The organism is Cryptosporangium sp. NPDC051539 (assembly GCF_044454545.1).
GTDB lineage: Bacteria > Actinomycetota > Actinomycetes > Mycobacteriales > Cryptosporangiaceae > Cryptosporangium.
The window spans coordinates 73,556-90,445 of sequence record NZ_JBITDV010000010.1; the positions used below are offsets into that span (position 1 = coordinate 73,556).

The window sequence follows — 16,890 nt, forward strand, 5'->3', positions numbered from 1 at the left end:
GCCGGACCGGAACGCTCCAGGACGAGAACGGCGAACTGCAGTGGTAGTCGACGCGAACCCGGTCGCCCCGGAATCGACGACGGACCACTCGCCCTCCTGGGCCGGCGTCGTGTCTCTGGGCTTGGGAATCTTCGCCATCGTGATGTCGGAGTTCCTGCCCGCCAGCCTGCTTCCGCGCATCGCCGAGGACCTGCGGGTGTCGGACGGCACGGCCGGCCAGAGCGTCACCGTGACGGCCATCGCCGCCGCGTTCTCGGCGCTGCTCATCTCGGTGGTGCTGCCCCGAGCCGATCGGCGCCGCGTGATGATGGGCCTCACGGTGCTGGCCATCGTCTCCGATCTCGCGGTCGCGCTGGCGCCGAACCTCGCGGTGCTCCTGGGCGCCCGGCTTCTGCTCGGTGTCGCGCTCGGCGGGTTCTGGGCGATGGCCACCGCGGTGGCCGCTCACCTGGTGCCCTCCGACCACCTCGGACGCGCGCTGACCGTCATCAACGCCGGTGTCTCGGTCGCGACGGTCGCGGCCGTCCCGCTCGGATCCTGGCTCGGTGAGGTCTGGGGCTGGCGTGGCGTGTTCCTGCTCGGCGCCGGTGTGGGGTGCGTCGCGCTGGCCGTGCAGGCTGCGACGCTGCCGCACGTCACACCGGCCGTGGCGAGCGGGTCCCGGGCGCTGGGGACGACGCTGCGGTCTCCCGTCGTCCTGCTCGGTCTGTTGGCGGTCCTGCTGATCTTCTGCGGACACTTCAGTGGATTCACGTACATCCGGCCCGCGGTGGAGAGCATGTCCACCATCGACGCCGGCGGGCTCGCCGCCCTGCTGCTCGCGTTCGGCGTCGCCAACTTCCTCGGTACGGCGGTCAGCGGTCCGGTGGCCGACCGTGCGGCGAGGGTGGGTGTGTTCGTGTTCCCGGCCGCGCTGGGTGCGGGGATGCTCCTCATGCACGTGTTCGGCGGCTCGTTCGTCGGCCTGTTCGCCACCGCGGTGCTGTGGGGCTTCGGGTTCGGCGGAGTGCCGACCACGGTGCTGAGCTGGGGCGCCCGGACCGAGCCGGCCCGTCTCGAGCAGATCGGCGGCCTCATCGTGACGGTTTGCAACATCGCCATCGCTCTCGGCGCGATCGTCGGCGGCGTGCTGGTCGACAGCGTCGCGGAGAACGCGTCGCTGGTCGTCGGCGGTGTGGTGGCACTGCTCGGTGCACTGGTGCTCACGGGTCTGCGTCCGCGGACCGAGGTCGGCTGACTTCCGTGGCGGGCGGCCGGCGCGAGCCGGGCCGCCCGCCCGGCGTCAGGCCGGGGACTGCGCCGGGTAGTGAGGGCGGAGGTCGGCGGCGACCATCCGGTCGAGGACGCGGTCGGGCAGCAGGCGGGAGAGCCGGGTGAGTACGGCCGCGTCGCGGCCGATCGTGTAGCGGGTGCGAGGCCTGCGGTCGGTGACGGCCTTCGCGATGATCCTGGCGGCCCGGTCGGCCGGTACGCCCGCCTCGGTGAACGCGGCCGAGTGCGCGATGATCGCCTGCATCAGGTCGCCGTAGCGTTCGTTCTGCTCGTGCGTCATCCGCGCGGCGAGGTGGTTGGCCGTGGTGGCACCCCGCGCGGCCATCTCGGTCTGGACGCCGCCGGGCTCGACCACGACGACGCCGACCCCGTGCGGTGCCAGCTCCCGGCGGAGAGAGTCGCTGACCGCCTCGAGAGCGAACTTGGACCCGGCGTAGGCCCCGTAGGTGGCCATCGCCACCTTTCCGCCGAGCGAACTGATGTTGACGACCCGGCCCTTCGCCCGCAGCAGCGCGGGCAGGAGTGCCTGCGTGACCGCGACGTGGCCGAACAGGTTGACCTCGAACTGGTGCCGCCACTCGTCCAGCGGCAGTGCTTCGACCGGTGCGTTCACCGCGATGCCGGCGTTGTTGACGAGCGCGGTCAGCGGCCTCGGGTCGGCGTCGACGCGGGCGGTCAGCGCGCTGATCTGCGTCGGGTCGGTGATGTCGAGGATCACCGGCTCGAGACGGTCGGCGCGGATCGCGTCCGCGTCCCGCTCCCGGCGGACGCCGGCCAGCACCTGGAACCCGCGGCCGGCCAGCTCGCGGGCGGTGGCCGCGCCCATGCCGGTCGACGCCCCGGTGATGACGATGAGTTTTTCAGATGACGTTGTCACCTCAACCACGTTAGCGGTTGAGATGACGTTGTCAACAGTAAGCTGGAGACCATGGTCACCCGAGTGGAATCAGCCGCCGCCACCCGTCGGGCCCTGCTGGACGCCGCGGGCGAGCTACTCGACGAGGGCGGGCCCGACGCGGTGACGCTGCGGGAGGTGGGAGCCCGCGCCGGAGTCAGCCGCGGTGCCCCGTACCGGCACTTCACCGACAAGGAAAGCTTGCTCACGGCACTGGCGACCCTGGCGTGGGAACGGACCGGCGACCAGGTCCAGGCGTTGCGGACAGCGCCCATCGACGCTGGCGACAAGCTGCGGGCGGCGCTCACCGGCCTGATCGCGGTGGGGCGCAAGCAACCCCACCTGTACCGGCTGATGTTCACCACTCCGTCCGGCGATCCGGCCGCGGTCGTCCGGGCCGCCGGTCGCAGTCAGGACGAGTTCCTCGCGATCGTCGCCGAGCTGGTCGGCGAACAGGACGCCCGGCACTACGGCGCCCTGCTGATGACGAGCGCCCACGGAATCACCGGCATGGAGGTCAGCGGCCACCTGACCAAAGAAAAATGGCAGTCGACCGCCGAGGAATTGGTGGACACCCTGGTGGCCATGGTCGCCCGCGGGCGATTCCCGGGAGGGAATTGAGAGCCGGCGGAGCGGGCCGCAGAGTCGGGACGTCACCACCTCCCCGACTCCACAGAGGATCCGATGTCTCGCACACCGCAAGAGCTCGCCGATTCCTACGCCGCCGTCTGGAACGAACCCGACGCCGACCGGCGCCGGACCGGCGTCCACGACCTGTGGGCCGCCGACGGCCTCCACCTGCTGCAACCCCCGGAGCACCTGCGCAAGGCCGCGCACGACCTGGGCTTCGAGCGCTCGGCCCTGGAAGCGCGCGGGCACGACGCGCTGGAGTTCCGCGTTCGCCGCGCCTACGAGGAATTCGTCGCGCCGGGAACGTTCCGCTTCCGCTCCCGGACCGACGCGGAACGGCTCGAGAACGTCGTGAAGTTCCATTGGGAGATGGTTCGCCAGGGCGACTCCGAGATCGCCGGTGTCGGCCTGGAAATTCTCTTTCTCGACGTCGAAGAGCGCATTGTTCGCGACTATCAATTCGTCGAATAAACAATGCACGGCACCCCGACCGTGCGGATCACCCCGGCGGCTGCACCGCGCGGGCGACCGGCGTACGCGGCCGGGCACGCGCTGCGCCTCACGGTGGCGGAGGCGTGTCGCTGGTCACTGATCCCTTGACCGCCCTGGAACGGCGTTCCACGATGTTCTGGAATGATGTTCCAGCCGGTTGCGAAGGAGGAGATCAGAGATGACCACCCCAGTCACGATCATCGGCGCGGGCCTCGGCGGCCTGACGCTCGCGCGCATCCTGCACCTCCACGACGTCCCCGTGACGATCCACGAGGCGGAGCCCTCCGCCGAGGCCCGGACACAAGGCGGGCAGCTCGACATCCATCCGCACAACGGCCAGCTCGCCCTGGAGGCCGCAGGCCTCACCGCGGAGTTCCACCGGATCATCCACGAGGGCGCGGAGGCGAGCCGGGCGCTCGACCCGAACGGAAACGTGCTGCTCGACCAGCCGGACGACGGCTCCCACGGACGCCCCGAGGTGCTGCGGGGGGATCTGCGCCGGATTCTGATCGAGTCCCTTCCCGCGGAGACGATCCGCTGGGGGAAGAAGCTCTCCGGTGTCACGCCACTGGGCGGCGGGCGCCACGAACTGACGTTCGCGGACGGCGCGGCGGTCGTCACCGACCTCCTGGTCGGCGCCGACGGCGCCTGGTCGAAGGTCCGCCCGTTGGTGTCGGACGCTACGCCCGAGTACGCCGGAGTCACCTACGTCGAGACCTACCTCCACGACGTGGACGTCAGGCACGCGGCCACCGCCGCAGCGGTGGGCGCCGGTGCGATGTACGCGCTCACTCCGGGAAAGGGATCGCCGCACACCGCGAGGCGGGAGACGTCATCCACACGTACGTGCAGCTGGCCCGCCCGTCCGAGTGGGTCTCGGAGATCAACTTCGACGACCCGCGGGCGGCGGCTCGCGTGGCGGCCGAATTCGAGGGGTGGGCACCGGAGCTCACCGCGCTGATCACCGACGCCGAGACCGGGCCCGTTCCGCGGATGATCTACGCGCTGCCCGACGGGCACCGGTGGGATCGCGTCCCCGGAGTGACGCTCGTGGGTGACGCCGCACATCTGATGGCGCCGAACGGTGAGGGCGCGAACCTGGCGATGTTCGACGGCGCCGAGCTGGCGAGGGCGATCGTCGCGCACCCGGACGATCTCGGGGCGGCGCTCGCCGAGTACGAGGAGCCGATGTTCGTGCGTAGCGCGGCGGAGGCGGTGGACACGCACGTGATCCTGGATCTCTGCCTGGGCGAGCGTGCACCGTACGGCCTGATCGAGTTCCTGACGGCGGCGTGATCCCGTCCGGGCACTCGCCGGCTAATAGTTAAGTGATCTCTTTACCTTTGCGTCGTGCGTCGCTATGGTTAAGCACATGGTTAACCATTCGGCCTCGCTCGACCGGGTGTACCAGGCGCTGGCCGACGGCACCCGGCGGGCGATCGTCGAACGGCTCGTTCGCGGGCCGGCCTCGGTGAGCGACCTCGCGCGTCCGTTCGAGATGTCGTTGCCCGGGGTGCTGCAGCACCTGCAGGTGCTGATCGACGCGGGGCTGGTCGCCTCGGAGAAGACCGGGCGGGTGCGGATCTGCCGCATCGAGCCGACCGCCCTCCGTGCCGCGGAGGGGTGGGTCACCCAGCAGCGCACCGGCTGGGAACGGAGCTTCGACCGCCTCGGTGACGTACTCGAGAAGTCTGGAGACAACGATGACTGACCGTTCGGTGATCAACTCGACGTTCACGCTGGAGCGCGCGTACTCCGCGCCGCCCGCCGCGGTGTTCGGCGCCTGGGCCGACGCGACGGCCAAGCGATCTTGGTTCGCGCCGACCGCGGACGAGCACGAGCTCGACTTCCGCGTCGGCGGCCGGGAGACCAACACGTCCGGCGACATGCGGTTCGCGTCGACCTATCACGACATCGTGGACGGCGAGCGGATCGTGTACTCCTCGACGCTGGCCGACCGGGGCGCCACCGTGACCGCCTCGCTCACCACTGTGCAGTTCTTCGCCGACGGCGACGGGACGCGGCTGCTGCTCGTCGAGCAAGACAGCTTCCTCGACGGTCACGAGGACCCCGCTTGGCGGGAACAAGGCACCGCCGGCTGGCTCGACGCGCTGGGCAAAGCCGTCAGCTAGCCGGCGTGGCGGGGCCGGCCCTGGCCGCCCGGCGGCGCGGAGGCCCGCCGTGGCGGCCGTCAGCGGGTCGGGGTGATGCTCTGGGCGACCGTCCTCAGCTCGTCCACGCCCACGGCGGCGTCCGCCTCGATCGCGATCACCACACCGTCGTCGGCCTCGATCACGACGTGGTAGGCGGTCACCTGCGAACCCACCTCTTCGAGGATCCGCGCCCGCCCGACCGTCACGTCGACGGTCTCGACCGGCACCGCGCTCCCGACCTGCCAGGCGACCAACCGCCGGGTGATCTCGGCCCGCTCGGCGGCCGGATCAGCCGGCAACGGACGGCATACCGCAACCGAGATCCACCTCGATCCCCGGCGATCGAGCTGACGGAACGTGACCGTCGCCGACGGGTCGGCCTGACCCTGGCAGTCGGTGCCGGTCGCGGTGAACCCGCAGGCGTAGGAGCTGACCGGTCCGTCGAACCTCGCGCCGTCCGGCACGTGCCCGACGGAGAACCCGTCCACGACCGGCGACACGGCCGGCGCCATCGACACCCGGCTCGTCACGTCCCCGGTATACGCACGGTCGAGGACGAACACGAGCGCCAGCGCGACGACGAACAGCGCCGCTCCCCCGGTCACCACGACCCGGTAGGCCTTGCGCCTGCGCACCCCCCGCTGCACGCCCTCGACCAGGGAGTCGGTCAGCGGGATGTCCCAATCCGCACCGATCAGCAGATCCTCTTCCGACGACGGCATCGGGCTCACCTCTCCTCCGCCAACTGCTGGCGCAATGCCGCCAGCCCCCGCGACACCTGCGACCGCACGGTCTGCGGTGTGCACCCGAGCAGCCGGCCGATCTCGTCGTCGGGCAGGTCGGCGAAGTACCGCAGCGCCACCGCTGCCCGCTGCTTCGGCGGTAACCCGGCCAGCACCTGCCGGATCGCGGAGGCCGAGTCGACCGCGGTCAGTGCCTCGTCCTCCCGGCCGGTCTCCGGTACCGCCGCCACCGGGACGTCCGACGCGCGGCGCCGCTTGTTGAGGAACAGATTGACCATCGTGCGTTGCGCGTACCCGACCGGATTGCCGTCCCGGCGGACCCGGGGCCAAGCCAGCCCGACGCGGATCAGCGCCTCCTGGACGAGGTCTTCGGCGGCCGGCCGATCCAGCGTCAGCACGTGCCCGAATCGCAGCAGGCCCGCGCCGTGCGCCCGGACGTACGCCTCGAAGTCCGAACTCCCGAACGCCTTCACAACCTGACTACACGGCTGAGGGTCCGGATCGTTGCAACGGATCGCCAGGAATTCCGAGAACCGGCGGGCTGCGGTCTGGGAACTGCGCGGTCCGCGGCGGCTCGCGAACCTCGTCGGGCAACACGCCTGACGATCCCCGCATCGCGGTCGGGTGTGGAGGAGAATGTCCGAGTGGTCAAGACGCTGCGTCCGCAGAACTACAACGAGGTCTTCTACGTCGGCGACTGGTACCGGTGCGGCACGCCGGTCGTCATGGATCTGAACGAATTCGGCGAGGACGACGCGACGCCGCTGATCGACTTCGCCACCGGCCTGGTCATCGGGTGCGGCGGCAGCATCGAGCGCATCGCACCCCGCCTCTTCCTCCTGCTCCCGGCCAGCATGGTCGAGGCCTACGAGCAAGACCGCGCCGAGATGCCCGTCCCCGTACTCGACTGACCGGGCCAGCCCGGGATCCCCGAAACCCAGACCCCGGCTGGCCCTCTCACCCCCAGGATCGGCGGGTACTGCCACCTTCGCCGGCTCCGGCCGACCCTGACGGCATGACTTCACGCACGTGGTTCATCACCGGCGTCAACCGCGGCTTCGGACGCGCGATGACCGAACAGCTCCTGCAGCGCGGCGACCGGGTGGCCGGAACCGTCCGCCGGAGCGGATCCGCCGACGATCTGCGGACGAAGTACGGCGACCAGTTCTGGGTGGCGCACCTCGACGTCAGCGACAGCGCAGCGGTGCGCCCGGTGGTCGACCGGGCGTTCGCCGCGCTGGGCCGGATCGACGTGGTCGTCAACAACGCCGGGTACGGGCTGTTCGGCGCGGCCGAGGAGCTGACCGACGAAGAGGTCGTCCACCAGCTGAACACGAACCTGCTGGGTCGATCCAGGTCGTCCGGGCGGCGCTGCCGCATCTACGGGCCCAGGGCGGCGGGCGGATCATCCAGCTCTCGACGTACGGCGGCCTGGCCACGAAGATGGCCACCCGGATCATCGCGAGCGCGTCGCAGGAGCCGGCCCCGCTGCGTCTGGTGCTGGGCAGCGACTCGTACCGGTTCATCACGTCGGCGCTGGCCGAGCGGCTCGCACAGATCACACCCCAGGAAGCCTCGGCCGCGTCTACCGACGCCTAGAGCACGTGGGTGACGCCGTCGGCGGCGATGTGCTGATCGAGGCGGGACCGGTCGAGGTTCGCGCAGACCACCACCGACGCACCGACCGACAGTGCGGTGAGCAGCCAGTGGATCGGCTGCTCGAACGAGTCCGCGTCGACCAGCAGCCGGTCGCCGCCGCGCAGGCCGACCATGTCGGCCACGCCGGCCGCGATGCCGCCGAGCTCCCGGTACGTCACGCCGCCGGCGCCGGCCTCGTCGGTCCAGCGCAGGGGCGCGTACGACGGCAGGTTCGGGCTGTACCGGCCGGCCGCCTCGACGAAATCGACGTCGTCGGAGACCGCCTGCCCCAGACCCAGGACGAACCGGTGGGGAGCCTCGGGCAGGTTCTCGAGAACGCTGCGGCGCCGGGCCGCGCTGACGAACCGGACGTCCATCGGCGCGGCCGGCTCCAGACCGGCCGTCGACCAGCCCTGGTACGAGACCGAGACCCCGGCCGCCCACGCGCCGAGCAGCACGCCTGCGGTCTGCCAGTGCGGCGGGAGCAACACGGCCGCCTGAGCGCCGACCTGGAGCCCGCAGCCCTCGTGCAGCAGGGCCGCGGTGCGGGCGGCCCAGCCGGAGAGCTCGCGCACCGACAGCTCGGTCCGCTCACCGGTCGCGTCGTCGCGGTAGATCAGCACCGGCTGATCGACGGCGGCCGGTAAGACGGCGTCGCGCACTGCGAGGGTGTTCACGCGAGCAACCTAGCGCAGCGACTGACGGTCAGCGGCGATATCCACAGCCGTCCGGACGAACGACGCGAGGGCCTTGGAACGGTGCTGTTCGGGCCAGGCGAGCAGCACCGGGAGCTCGGGAGCGTCCGAGACCGGGACGGCGGTCACGTCCCGCCGGAGGTGGTGCCCGGCCGAGATCGGCGCCAGGTGGACCCACCGTCCGAGCGCGACGAGCTGCGGCAGCTCACCGGGGCGGATCACCGTCCCGTCACCGGTCCACAGCGGCGTCGGCTGCGAGAGCACGTCGGCCATCGTCACGGCGGGACGCCCGGCCAGCGGGTGGTCGGTCGCGACGACCAGGATCTGCCCTTCGCGGAACAGTTCCTCGCAATCGAGGCCGTCCAGGTCCGGGTCCTTCCCGTAGATCAGCGCGACGTCGCCGACGCCCGATCGCAGCAGCCCCGCGTGCTCGCGGTAACCGCAGGTGTAGAGATCGACCGGCACGGCGTCGGGCGCGTTCTCGTACTCGCGCAGGACGTCGGCGAGCATCCCGCCGTCGGCACCCGGCTTCAGCACGAGCACGAGCCGGGGCGGCTGGGCCCCGACCCGGCGGGCCCGGGCCACCGCGGCCCGGGAGGCGTCGAGCAGACGCCGGCCGTCGTCGAACAGGACCTCCCCGGCCGGGGTGAGCAGCACGCCCCGGCTGGTGCGCTCGAACAGCGCCACGCCGACCCGGTGCTCGAGCTGCTTGATCGCCCGGGACAGCGGCGGTTGCGCGATCCCCAGGCGCTGAGCGGCTCGCCCGAAATGACGCTCCTCGGCGACCGCGACGAAGTACGTCAGCTCCCGGATCTCCACCGACTCCATACCCTCACGGTATCGCCGCAGACCGAAGACGGCATGGCCGGCCGTCGAGAAACGCTTCAGCGTGGAGGCATGACGATCGCACTCATCACCGGCGGCAACAAAGGCCTGGGCAAAGCCGTCGGCGAGCAACTGGGCCGGCAAGGGATGACCGTGGTGCTGGGCTCCCGGGACGCCTCCCGGGGAGAAGAAGCCGCGGCCGAGTTGCGAAAGGACGGACTCGATGCCCACACCGTGACGCTCGACGTCACCGACGGGAGCTCGGTCGCCGGCGCCGCCGCCGAGATCGACAAGCGTTTCGGCGTCCTCGACGTGCTGGTCAACAACGCCGGCATCAGCGGGTTCCGCGCCGGGCCGCCGAGCCAGGCCGACCTGGCGATAGTGCGGGAAGTGTTCGATACGAACTTCTTCGGCGTGATCACGGTGACGAACGCGATGCTGCCACTGCTGCGCCGTTCGTCCGCGGCGCGAATCGTGAACGTCAGCAGCCGGGTCGGTTCGCTGACCCGGCACACCGATCTGACCGACTACTTCGCCCGCTCCCCGGCGTCGTCGGCGTACGCACCGTCGAAGACCGCGCTGAACATGCTGACCGTGCAGTACGCGAAGGAGCTGTTCGCCGAGGGGATCCTGGTCAACGCCGCGAACCCGGGCGCGATCGCGACGGATTTCGCGTCCGCCATGGGATTGACGCTGGAGCGGACCGCGGCGGACGGCGCCCGGGTCATCGTGAAGCTCGCGACGTTCGGCCGCGACGGCTCCACCGGAGCCGTCTGGGACGACGACGGACGCGTTCCCTGGTGACCTAGAGCGACGCGAGCAGCGTCTGGAGAGCGGTCACGAACACCGCCCGCTGATCCGCGGTGAGCACCGCCAGGACCCGCTCCTCGGCCGCCTGGATCTCCGCCCGGGCCGCGTCCCGGCGCTCCCGCCCGAGATCGGTGATCGTCAGCACCCGGGCCCGCCGGTCGTCCGGAGCCGGACGCCGCTCGATCAGCCCGGCGGACTGCAACTCGTCCAGGACCGGGATCAGCCGGGTCTTGTCGGCGCCGATCGCCTCGGCCAGCGCCGCCTGCGCGCGCACCGGCTCGTCGGCCAGGCGGGACAGCACGACGTAACCCCACATCGAGAGGTCGTGCGCATCGAGGATCGGCCGCTCGGCCGCGGTCAGCGCCCGCCCGAGCGGCACCAGCATCGCGGCGAGGTCCGGGCGTGGCATGCGGAAAACATACTCGTTGACAAATCATAGGCATGAGTAGATCGTATGCGCATGCCTATCAATTTGGAAACCCTGCGTGACCACGACGCATCCGTGGTGCGGCTCAGCGTCGATCTGGTCGACGGCGTGACGGCCGCCGACCTCGCCCGGCCGACCCCGTGCGCGGGCTGGGACCTCGGCGACCTGCTCGCCCACCTGGCCACGCAGCACCGCGGCTTCGCGGCCGCCGTCGAGGGGCGCGGCGACGACCCTGCCGTGTGGACGGTCACCCCGATCGGGAACGACCCCGCCGCCGAGTACCGTCAGGCCGCCGACCTGGTCCTGAAGGCGTTTTCCGCGGTCGACGACCCCGATCGGCCGTGCTCGCTTCCGGAGATCTCGCCCGACGACTCGCTCCCGGCCGTCGTCACGATCGGGATCCACGCCGTCGACTACCTGATCCACTCGTGGGACGTCGCCGCGAGCCTGGGCCGGCCGTTCCGCCCGGACGAGAACGTGACCGCCGCGCTCCTGCCGCTCGTCCGATCGATTCCGGACGACGAGCGGCGCACCGAGCCGGGCCGCGCGTTCGCTCCCGGGCTCCCGCCCGTCGAGGGCGAGTCACCCGGCGACCGGATCCTGCGCCTGGTGGGACGCTCTCCCGGCTGGCGTCCGTGACGCCCGGTGCCGCCGGACCGCGTCCCGGTTGGCGCACCCCGGTGAGCAGTACCGCTGGCGCCCGGTGCGGCTGAAGTCGGCGAACGGCGTCCGGCACTCGGCCACCAGGCAGCGCCCGAGCCGGTGCATGCCCCGTCCGGTCAGGTGCAGCGCGGTTCCGACGCTGATCAGCGCACGCAACACCCCGGCCAGCGGCAGGTCGGCGGCGCGGTAGTGCACGTGCCAGCCGTCACCCGCGTGGTCGGTGACCCGCGGGTACGCCGAGGCGGCCGCCAGCAACGCGTTCAGCCGCGCGGCCCGATCCGCGGAATCCGCCGCGTCCACGACGCCCAGCCAGGCGTCCACGAACGTACGGACCGCACCCAGGTCGACGTCCCCGGCCGGAATCTCGACCCCAGCCGCCCGGCACCGTGCCACCAGCGCATCGGCGGTCGCCGGTGGATCGACCGCGAGGTCGATCGCGAGACGGACGGGCGCTTCGCCGTAAGGGTTGATGTGCACAAGAGCATTACAGCAGGCTCGGACCCATGAAGCACGCGTGGAAGACGATCTCCAGTCATCCGACCAGTGAGGGCCGGACCTGCTACCAGCGCTGCCCGTGCGGGCGGTGGCGGATCCGTCAGATCCAGGAGTCGAACCACATCCGGGAGTGCCAGGACTCGTACGTCAGCTGCTCGCCGGTGTAGATCGGGTAGAAGTACGCGAACGTCACCGCGACCACCAGCAGATACGCCGCGACCGCGACCGCTCCGACCAACCGGCGGTCGCGGTCGGTCACCGGTTCCATCAATCGGACGCGGTCCGGAACCACCTCGGTCTGCTGCAGCGCGCCCGGGCCGAGCACCATGCCCAGGCCCAGCGTCACCGCCAGCACCAGGAACGGCAGCGCGGGCAGCGTGTAGAAGAAGAACATCGTGCGGGTCGGGTAGAACGTCCACGGCACGATCCCGGCGCCGAGGCTCATCAGCAGGATCGCGCCGGCCCGCCAGTCTCGGCGGGCCAGCCACCGCCACCCGGTCATCACCAGTGCCGGGATGAACGCCCACCAGATCAGCGGGTTGCCCAGCGCGAGCACCTCGGCCGAGCAGTTCTCGGCCCCGCAACCGCCGTCGCTGGAGTAGTAGTACGCGACCGGACGGCCGAGGAACAGCCAGCTCCACGGCGTGGACTGGTAGTCGTGCTTCGCGTGCAGACCGGTGTGGAACTCGTACGCGTGGACGTGGTACTCCCACAGGTTCCCGATCGAGGCCGGCAGCCACGACGGACCCGGCCACGGGTTGCCGTGCCGGTTCCAGCCGTCGTCGGAGAGGAACCAGCCGGTCCAGGTGGAGAGGTAGAGCGCCAGCAGCAGCACGCCACAGAGCACGTACCAGCCGGTCTCGCGGGCGAGCGTGTCGACGAACGGCCGCTTGACGCCCGCGCTGCGACGCGCCTGCACGGCCCACCAGAACGTGATCCCGAACAGCGCGACGATGTACCAGGTCGCGCTCCACTTGACGCCCAGCGCGCAGGCCGCGCTGGCCGCCATCGCGATCCGCCACCAGGGCACCCGGGTGCCGGCACCGCCGCTCAGATCGACGCCGTCGTCGGCCCGGCGCAGCAGCCACGACCGGGTCGAGTCGCGGTCGAGCAGCGCGCAGCCGAACGCCAGCAGCAGGAAGAACATCAGGAAGATGTCGAGCAGCGCGACCCGGCTCATGACGAAATGCAGCCCGTCGAGCGCGAGCAGCAGACCGGCGACGCAGCCGAGCAGAGTCGAGCCGAACATGCGCCGGGCGATCCGGGCCAGCAGCAACACCGAGAGCGCACCGATGAGCGCCGCGGAGATACGCCAGCCGAGTGCGTTGTAGCCGTAGACGTGCTCGCCGAGCGCGATCATCCACTTGCCCAGCGGCGGGTGGACGACGTACCCGGGCCCGTCGCCCTCTTTGTTGAGCTCGACCCCGGCCTGGAGCAGGTCGTGCGCCTCCTTGGCGTAGTAGACCTCGTCGAAGATCTTCGTACCGGGCGTTCCCAGCCCGACCAGCCGCAGTACCAGCGCGAGCAGCGCGACCAGACCGGTCCACAACCACGACCAGGCCTGGTCGGTCGGCAGGCCGGACGCCAACCGGTACCGCAGGGACGGTCGGGCACCCGGCTCCGGGGCGGGCTCCACGGCAGACGGGGACAGCGATTCGGTCACGGCCACCCGCCGATCGTAGAGCGGCCGTACGACCGGGATGCGTATGGACCGAATACGGCGGGTACACCACCCGTACCGAACCGAGCGCAGCGATGTGGTCACTAGGAGGAATCGGGTACGTTCTCCGTGGACAACGGCGGCCCGGAAGGGACGGTGCCATGCGGCGGGAGCTCAGCCCCCCGGTCGGTCGCTTAGCAGCGGCGCTCTCGACGTTTGTCGTGTTGGTCGGCGCGCTGATCGGTGGCACTCCCGCGCAGGCCGCGCCGGTGGCCGGCGTGAACGCCCAGGACCAGTCCTACTTACGGGGCGCGCACCAGGCGAACCTCACCGCGATCGCCGCCGCGCGGATAGCGATTCGGAAGGCCACCGAGAAAGACACCCGTGATCTGGCCAACCGCTGGCTGACCGATCACACGAAGCTCGACAACGATCTGCGCCCGATCGCCAAGAAACTCGGCGTCGACCTGCCCGCGCGGCCCGACTCGACCCAGCAGGCGACGCTCAACCGCTACGAGCAGACGTCCGGCTCCTCGTTCGACGGTCTGTGGGTCACCACCCAGCGGCAGGGTCAGGCCTCCTACCGGCGCTTGATCGAGGCCGAGGTCACCGGCGGCCAGAACGGCGAGGCCAAGACGCAGGCCCGGCAGGCGTCACCGGTGGTGGCGCAGCACGCGTCCCTGCTCGACGACTCGGCGCCCGCCGTCGGCGCGGCTCCCGGGCAGGTCGACAGCGGCCGGGGCATCTCGTCGGGCAACCGGCCGGAGATCGCGGCCACGCTGGCCGCGGTCGGGGTGGCGTTCCTGCTCGGATCAGCCTGGCTCTGGCGCCGCCGCTCCGCCGCGGGGCCGATCGAGTGAGCGGGGGCCTCCCGGCCCGGCGCTTCCTGCTCCCGGACCGCCGGCGATTCCGTCTGCCCCGTCTCGGGGGCCGCTGGCCGGCCTACCTGGGGCTCGCCTGCGGTGTGGTCTGTCTGGCCGCGGCCGCGATCTACGCGATTCTCCCGCCGCCCGCGCCGGATCTGCCGAGCGAGGTCGGCGTGGTGCCCGGCCAGACCGCGGAAGCGCGGCCCGCGCCGTCCCCCCGGAAACCGTCCGGGCCCGCCCTCGTCGTGCCGGCCGCGCCGGACGTCGCCCATCCCAAGCGCCTGGTGATCCCGGTGCTCGGGGTCGAGGCGAGCATCGAGTCGGAGAAACTGGACCCGGTCGGCGGGCTGACGCTGCCCGACAACCCGAAACGGGTCGGTTGGTGGTCGGCGGGCGCCGGGCCCGGCTCCGGCTTCGGGTCGGTCGTCCTGGCCGGCCACGTCGACGATCGGGAGCTCGGCCCCGGGGCGCTCTACAAGATCGGATCGCTCTCGGTGGGTGACCTCATCTGGGTGGACAGCACCGCCGGGAGGCGGGCGTACCGGGTGGCCGCCCGCCGCGTCTACAAAAAAGCCCAGCTCCCCGGTGAGGTCTTCGCCCAGTCGGTGCCGGAGCGGTTGGTTCTCGTCACCTGCACGTCGCCGTACGACCGGAAGACCCAGTCGTACGAGGCGAACGTGGTGGTGTACGCGTCTCCGGCGACCGGTTAGCTCTTGCGGTACCGCGCGTCGAAGAAGCAGTAGACGCCGTAGCAGACGAAACCGAGCGCGACCAGCCAGAGGAGCACCGATCCGTACGGCTGCGAAGCGATCGTCTTCATCGCACCGTCCAGACCGGACGCCTTGTCGGGGTCGTAGCTGACCGCCGCGGTGACGACCAGCACGCCGACTACCGCGTACGCGGCGCCGATGCCCATGTAGCCGACCTGGCCGAGCCGCTCCGCGGCCGACCGGGCCTTGGCGTCGGCGTGGCTCAGGTCGAGGTCCTCGCGGAACTTCTTCTTGAACCCGTGCCAGATCACGAACGCCGCGCCGACGATGATCGCGACCCCGAGCACGCCCACGAGGATCTGGCCGAACGGCTGCTCGAGCAGCTTGCCGGTGAACGTCTGGGTCTTGCTGCCGGACTGCGGCTTGCCCACCGCGAACTTGATCGCGTTGAACGCCAGGAACGCGAACAGCACGCCCTCACCGGCGCTGATCACCCGCTTCTTGAGCCGGCGCTTCCCGGCCGACGCGTGGCCCCAGATCGCCTCGGCGAACTGCCAGATCGCGAGCGCGATGAGCCCGACCGCGATGATCCACAGCAGAGCGGAACCGAACGGCTTCTCGGCCACTTCCTGCAGAGCGCCGTTCTTGTTCGCCTGCTCGCCCGAGTCGCCGGTCGCCACCTGGATCGCGATGAACGCGATCAACAGGTTCACGACGCCGTACGCGACCAGGCCGACGCGGCCGATCCGGGTGATCCAGTCGCTGCGGGCAGCGCGGCGCGCGGTATTGCCTGCTCTGTTGCCAGTTCCGCTCACCGACGCGGTCATGGGGCCTCCTCCGTGGCTGATACACAGATCAGTCGCCGCTGGGGGCCTGCTCCAAACGCTCGGAGACCGGCGGGGTCTCGTTCAACTGTCCGACGAGTTCCTCCAGCAGGTCCTCCAGCGCGACGACGGCCAGCCCCCGCTCGATCCGGACGAGGCCGAGGTGGGCACCGTCCCGGCGCAGCGCTTCGACCGCGTCGGCGAGCGGCGCGTCGGCCGCGATGACGGGCATCGTCCGCACCAGACGCTCCGGCAACGGCTCGTCGAGCTCGTCGCGCGTAGCGTCCAGAAGGTCTTTGGCATGGACGTAGCCGGCGAAACCGCCGGATTCTTCGACCGGGAACCGGGAGTAACCGGACGACGCCACCAGACGTTCGACCTCGCGGACCGTCGCTCCGGACGGCACGGTCTGCAGGTGATCGCCGATGAGTGCGACGTCACCGGCGGTGCGGCCCTCGCTGGAGAGGGTCCGGTTCAGGCGGGTCTCGGCGTCGGTGTCGAGGTAGCCCTCGGCGCGCGACTCCGAGACCAGCTCCGTCACTTCTTCTCCGGTGTAGACCGTCTCGATCTCGTCCCTCGGGGTGATGCCGAACAGCTTGAGGACGCCGTTGGCGGCGGCGTTGAGCGAGACGACGAACGGCTTCGTGATCCGGCACCAGCCGACCATCGGCGGACCGAGGATCAGCGCCGCGCGCACCGGACCGGCGAGCGCGATGTTCTTCGGCACCAGCTCACCGAGGACCAGGTGCAGGTACGAGACGAGCGTCAGCGCCACGACGAACGCGATCGGGTGGACCATTCCTTCGGGGACGCCCACCGCCTCCAGCGGAGACTCGATGAGGTGGGCGACCGCGGGTTCGCCGGCCGCGCCCAGCCCGAGTGAGCACAGAGAGACGCCGAGTTGCGCACCGGCCAGCATCAGCGAGAGGTGCTGGATGCCGTAGAGCGCGGACTTCGCGGACCGCGAGCCGCGGGCCGCCAGCGGTTCGAGCTGGTCGCGACGGGTGGTGACGAGCGCGAACTCGCCGCCGACGAAGAACGCGTTGCCGGCCACCAGAGCGAGCGTGAGAAGGATGAGGCCGATGTCCATGC

22 protein-coding genes and 1 pseudogene are annotated in these 16,890 nt (G+C 70.9%); 13 read left to right on the forward strand and 10 right to left on the reverse strand.

The window, feature by feature from the left end; translation table 11 throughout:
• Window positions 1–40 precede the first annotated feature (40 nt).
• On the forward strand, window positions 41–1,237 hold the full coding sequence (locus tag ACIBZJ_RS28785) for an MFS transporter (RefSeq protein ID WP_395935004.1): 1,197 nt from the start codon (window positions 41–43) through the stop codon (window positions 1,235–1,237).
• Window positions 1,238–1,282: 45 nt separating this feature from the next.
• On the opposite strand, the gene ACIBZJ_RS28790 is transcribed toward ACIBZJ_RS28785, so the two are convergent.
• Window positions 1,283–2,149 carry an SDR family NAD(P)-dependent oxidoreductase gene (locus ACIBZJ_RS28790; protein ID WP_395935007.1) on the reverse strand — a complete coding sequence of 289 codons (867 nt, stop codon included), beginning with the start codon at window positions 2,147–2,149 and terminating at the stop codon, window positions 1,283–1,285.
• 51 nt (window positions 2,150–2,200) lie between these two features.
• On the opposite strand from ACIBZJ_RS28790, the gene ACIBZJ_RS28795 reads away from it, so the two are divergent.
• The 6 genes from ACIBZJ_RS28795 (at window position 2,201) to ACIBZJ_RS28820 (ending at window position 5,421) form a co-directional block, all read left to right on the forward strand.
• A complete protein-coding gene (locus ACIBZJ_RS28795; RefSeq protein WP_395935009.1) occupies window positions 2,201–2,788 on the forward strand; it encodes a TetR/AcrR family transcriptional regulator in 588 nt (195 codons plus the stop codon).
• Between the two features lie 63 nt (window positions 2,789–2,851).
• Window positions 2,852–3,268: a hypothetical protein gene (locus ACIBZJ_RS28800; RefSeq protein ID WP_395935012.1), complete on the forward strand. Its 417-nt coding sequence runs from the start codon at window positions 2,852–2,854 to the stop codon at window positions 3,266–3,268.
• 199 nt (window positions 3,269–3,467) lie between these two features.
• Complete coding sequence (locus tag ACIBZJ_RS28805; protein ID WP_395935014.1) at window positions 3,468–4,250, forward strand: FAD-dependent oxidoreductase; 783 nt, start codon at window positions 3,468–3,470, stop codon at window positions 4,248–4,250.
• Window positions 4,205–4,585, forward strand: a complete 381-nt coding sequence (locus ACIBZJ_RS28810) for an FAD-dependent oxidoreductase (RefSeq protein ID WP_395935016.1) — start codon at window positions 4,205–4,207, stop codon at window positions 4,583–4,585. Before ACIBZJ_RS28805 ends, ACIBZJ_RS28810 begins: the two co-directional genes overlap by 46 nt.
• 76 nt (window positions 4,586–4,661) lie before the next feature.
• On the forward strand, window positions 4,662–5,000 hold the full coding sequence (locus ACIBZJ_RS28815) for an ArsR/SmtB family transcription factor (RefSeq protein WP_395935018.1): 339 nt from the start codon (window positions 4,662–4,664) through the stop codon (window positions 4,998–5,000).
• Window positions 4,993–5,421: an SRPBCC family protein gene (locus tag ACIBZJ_RS28820; protein ID WP_395935020.1), complete on the forward strand. Its 429-nt coding sequence runs from the start codon at window positions 4,993–4,995 to the stop codon at window positions 5,419–5,421. Before ACIBZJ_RS28815 ends, ACIBZJ_RS28820 begins: the two co-directional genes overlap by 8 nt.
• Window positions 5,422–5,480: 59 nt before the next feature.
• On the opposite strand, the gene ACIBZJ_RS28825 is transcribed toward ACIBZJ_RS28820, so the two are convergent.
• Window positions 5,481–6,164 (reverse strand): hypothetical protein, encoded by a 684-nt coding sequence (locus ACIBZJ_RS28825; protein WP_395935022.1) that lies wholly within the window; start codon window positions 6,162–6,164, stop codon window positions 5,481–5,483.
• Between the two features lie 5 nt (window positions 6,165–6,169).
• Complete coding sequence (locus ACIBZJ_RS28830; RefSeq protein ID WP_395935024.1) at window positions 6,170–6,658, reverse strand: SigE family RNA polymerase sigma factor; 489 nt, start codon at window positions 6,656–6,658, stop codon at window positions 6,170–6,172.
• 171 nt (window positions 6,659–6,829) lie between these two features.
• Between ACIBZJ_RS28830 and sepF the strand changes: the two genes are divergently transcribed.
• A complete protein-coding gene (sepF, locus tag ACIBZJ_RS28835; RefSeq protein ID WP_395935026.1) occupies window positions 6,830–7,096 on the forward strand; it encodes a cell division protein SepF in 267 nt (88 codons plus the stop codon).
• 104 nt (window positions 7,097–7,200) lie between these two features.
• Window positions 7,201–7,784 (forward strand): annotated as a pseudogene (locus ACIBZJ_RS28840) (SDR family NAD(P)-dependent oxidoreductase).
• Here ACIBZJ_RS28840 and ACIBZJ_RS28845 read toward each other — a convergent pair.
• Together ACIBZJ_RS28845 and ACIBZJ_RS28850 are read right to left on the reverse strand one after the other, a co-directional pair.
• Window positions 7,781–8,500, reverse strand: coding sequence for a TIGR03089 family protein (locus ACIBZJ_RS28845; RefSeq protein ID WP_395935028.1), 720 nt, complete (start codon window positions 8,498–8,500; stop codon window positions 7,781–7,783). The pseudogene ACIBZJ_RS28840 and the gene ACIBZJ_RS28845 overlap by 4 nt on opposite strands.
• 9 nt (window positions 8,501–8,509) lie before the next feature.
• Entirely contained in the window at window positions 8,510–9,346 is an 837-nt protein-coding gene (locus ACIBZJ_RS28850; RefSeq protein ID WP_395935030.1) for a LysR family transcriptional regulator, read from the reverse strand.
• A gap of 69 nt (window positions 9,347–9,415) precedes the next feature.
• Here ACIBZJ_RS28850 and ACIBZJ_RS28855 point away from each other — a divergent pair, with 69 nt between their 5' ends.
• Window positions 9,416–10,147 carry an SDR family oxidoreductase gene (locus ACIBZJ_RS28855; protein ID WP_395935032.1) on the forward strand — a complete coding sequence of 244 codons (732 nt, stop codon included), beginning with the start codon at window positions 9,416–9,418 and terminating at the stop codon, window positions 10,145–10,147.
• Window position 10,148: 1 nt separating this feature from the next.
• Here the strand turns inward: ACIBZJ_RS28855 and ACIBZJ_RS28860 are convergent, their stop codons facing one another.
• A complete protein-coding gene (locus tag ACIBZJ_RS28860) occupies window positions 10,149–10,562 on the reverse strand; it encodes a MarR family winged helix-turn-helix transcriptional regulator (protein ID WP_395935034.1) in 414 nt (137 codons plus the stop codon).
• Window positions 10,563–10,613: 51 nt separating this feature from the next.
• Between ACIBZJ_RS28860 and ACIBZJ_RS28865 the strand changes: the two genes are divergently transcribed.
• Complete coding sequence (locus tag ACIBZJ_RS28865; RefSeq protein WP_395935037.1) at window positions 10,614–11,219, forward strand: TIGR03086 family metal-binding protein; 606 nt, start codon at window positions 10,614–10,616, stop codon at window positions 11,217–11,219.
• Here the strand turns inward: ACIBZJ_RS28865 and ACIBZJ_RS28870 are convergent.
• Together ACIBZJ_RS28870 and ACIBZJ_RS28875 are read right to left on the reverse strand one after the other, a co-directional pair.
• Window positions 11,163–11,720: a CGNR zinc finger domain-containing protein gene (locus ACIBZJ_RS28870; protein WP_395935039.1), complete on the reverse strand. Its 558-nt coding sequence runs from the start codon at window positions 11,718–11,720 to the stop codon at window positions 11,163–11,165. The two genes, ACIBZJ_RS28865 and ACIBZJ_RS28870, sit on opposite strands and share 57 nt — an antisense overlap.
• Window positions 11,721–11,838: 118 nt before the next feature.
• The gene (locus ACIBZJ_RS28875; protein WP_395935570.1) at window positions 11,839–13,401 is read right to left on the reverse strand and encodes a dolichyl-phosphate-mannose--protein mannosyltransferase; all 1,563 of its coding nucleotides are present in this window, start codon (window positions 13,399–13,401) and stop codon (window positions 11,839–11,841) included.
• 158 nt (window positions 13,402–13,559) lie between these two features.
• Here ACIBZJ_RS28875 and ACIBZJ_RS28880 point away from each other — a divergent pair, with 158 nt between their 5' ends.
• Entirely contained in the window at window positions 13,560–14,258 is a 699-nt protein-coding gene (locus ACIBZJ_RS28880; RefSeq protein WP_395935041.1) for a DUF4142 domain-containing protein, read from the forward strand.
• Window positions 14,255–14,974, forward strand: coding sequence for a class F sortase (locus ACIBZJ_RS28885; RefSeq protein ID WP_395935044.1), 720 nt, complete (start codon window positions 14,255–14,257; stop codon window positions 14,972–14,974). Before ACIBZJ_RS28880 ends, ACIBZJ_RS28885 begins: the two co-directional genes overlap by 4 nt.
• Here the strand turns inward: ACIBZJ_RS28885 and ACIBZJ_RS28890 are convergent.
• Both ACIBZJ_RS28890 and ACIBZJ_RS28895 read right to left on the reverse strand, forming a co-directional pair.
• The gene (locus tag ACIBZJ_RS28890) at window positions 14,971–15,801 is read right to left on the reverse strand and encodes a DUF1206 domain-containing protein (protein WP_395935046.1); all 831 of its coding nucleotides are present in this window, start codon (window positions 15,799–15,801) and stop codon (window positions 14,971–14,973) included. The genes ACIBZJ_RS28885 and ACIBZJ_RS28890 overlap by 4 nt on opposite strands.
• A gap of 28 nt (window positions 15,802–15,829) precedes the next feature.
• Entirely contained in the window at window positions 15,830–16,888 is a 1,059-nt protein-coding gene (locus ACIBZJ_RS28895) for a hemolysin family protein (RefSeq protein ID WP_395935048.1), read from the reverse strand.
• Between the last annotated feature and the right edge of the window lie 2 nt (window positions 16,889–16,890).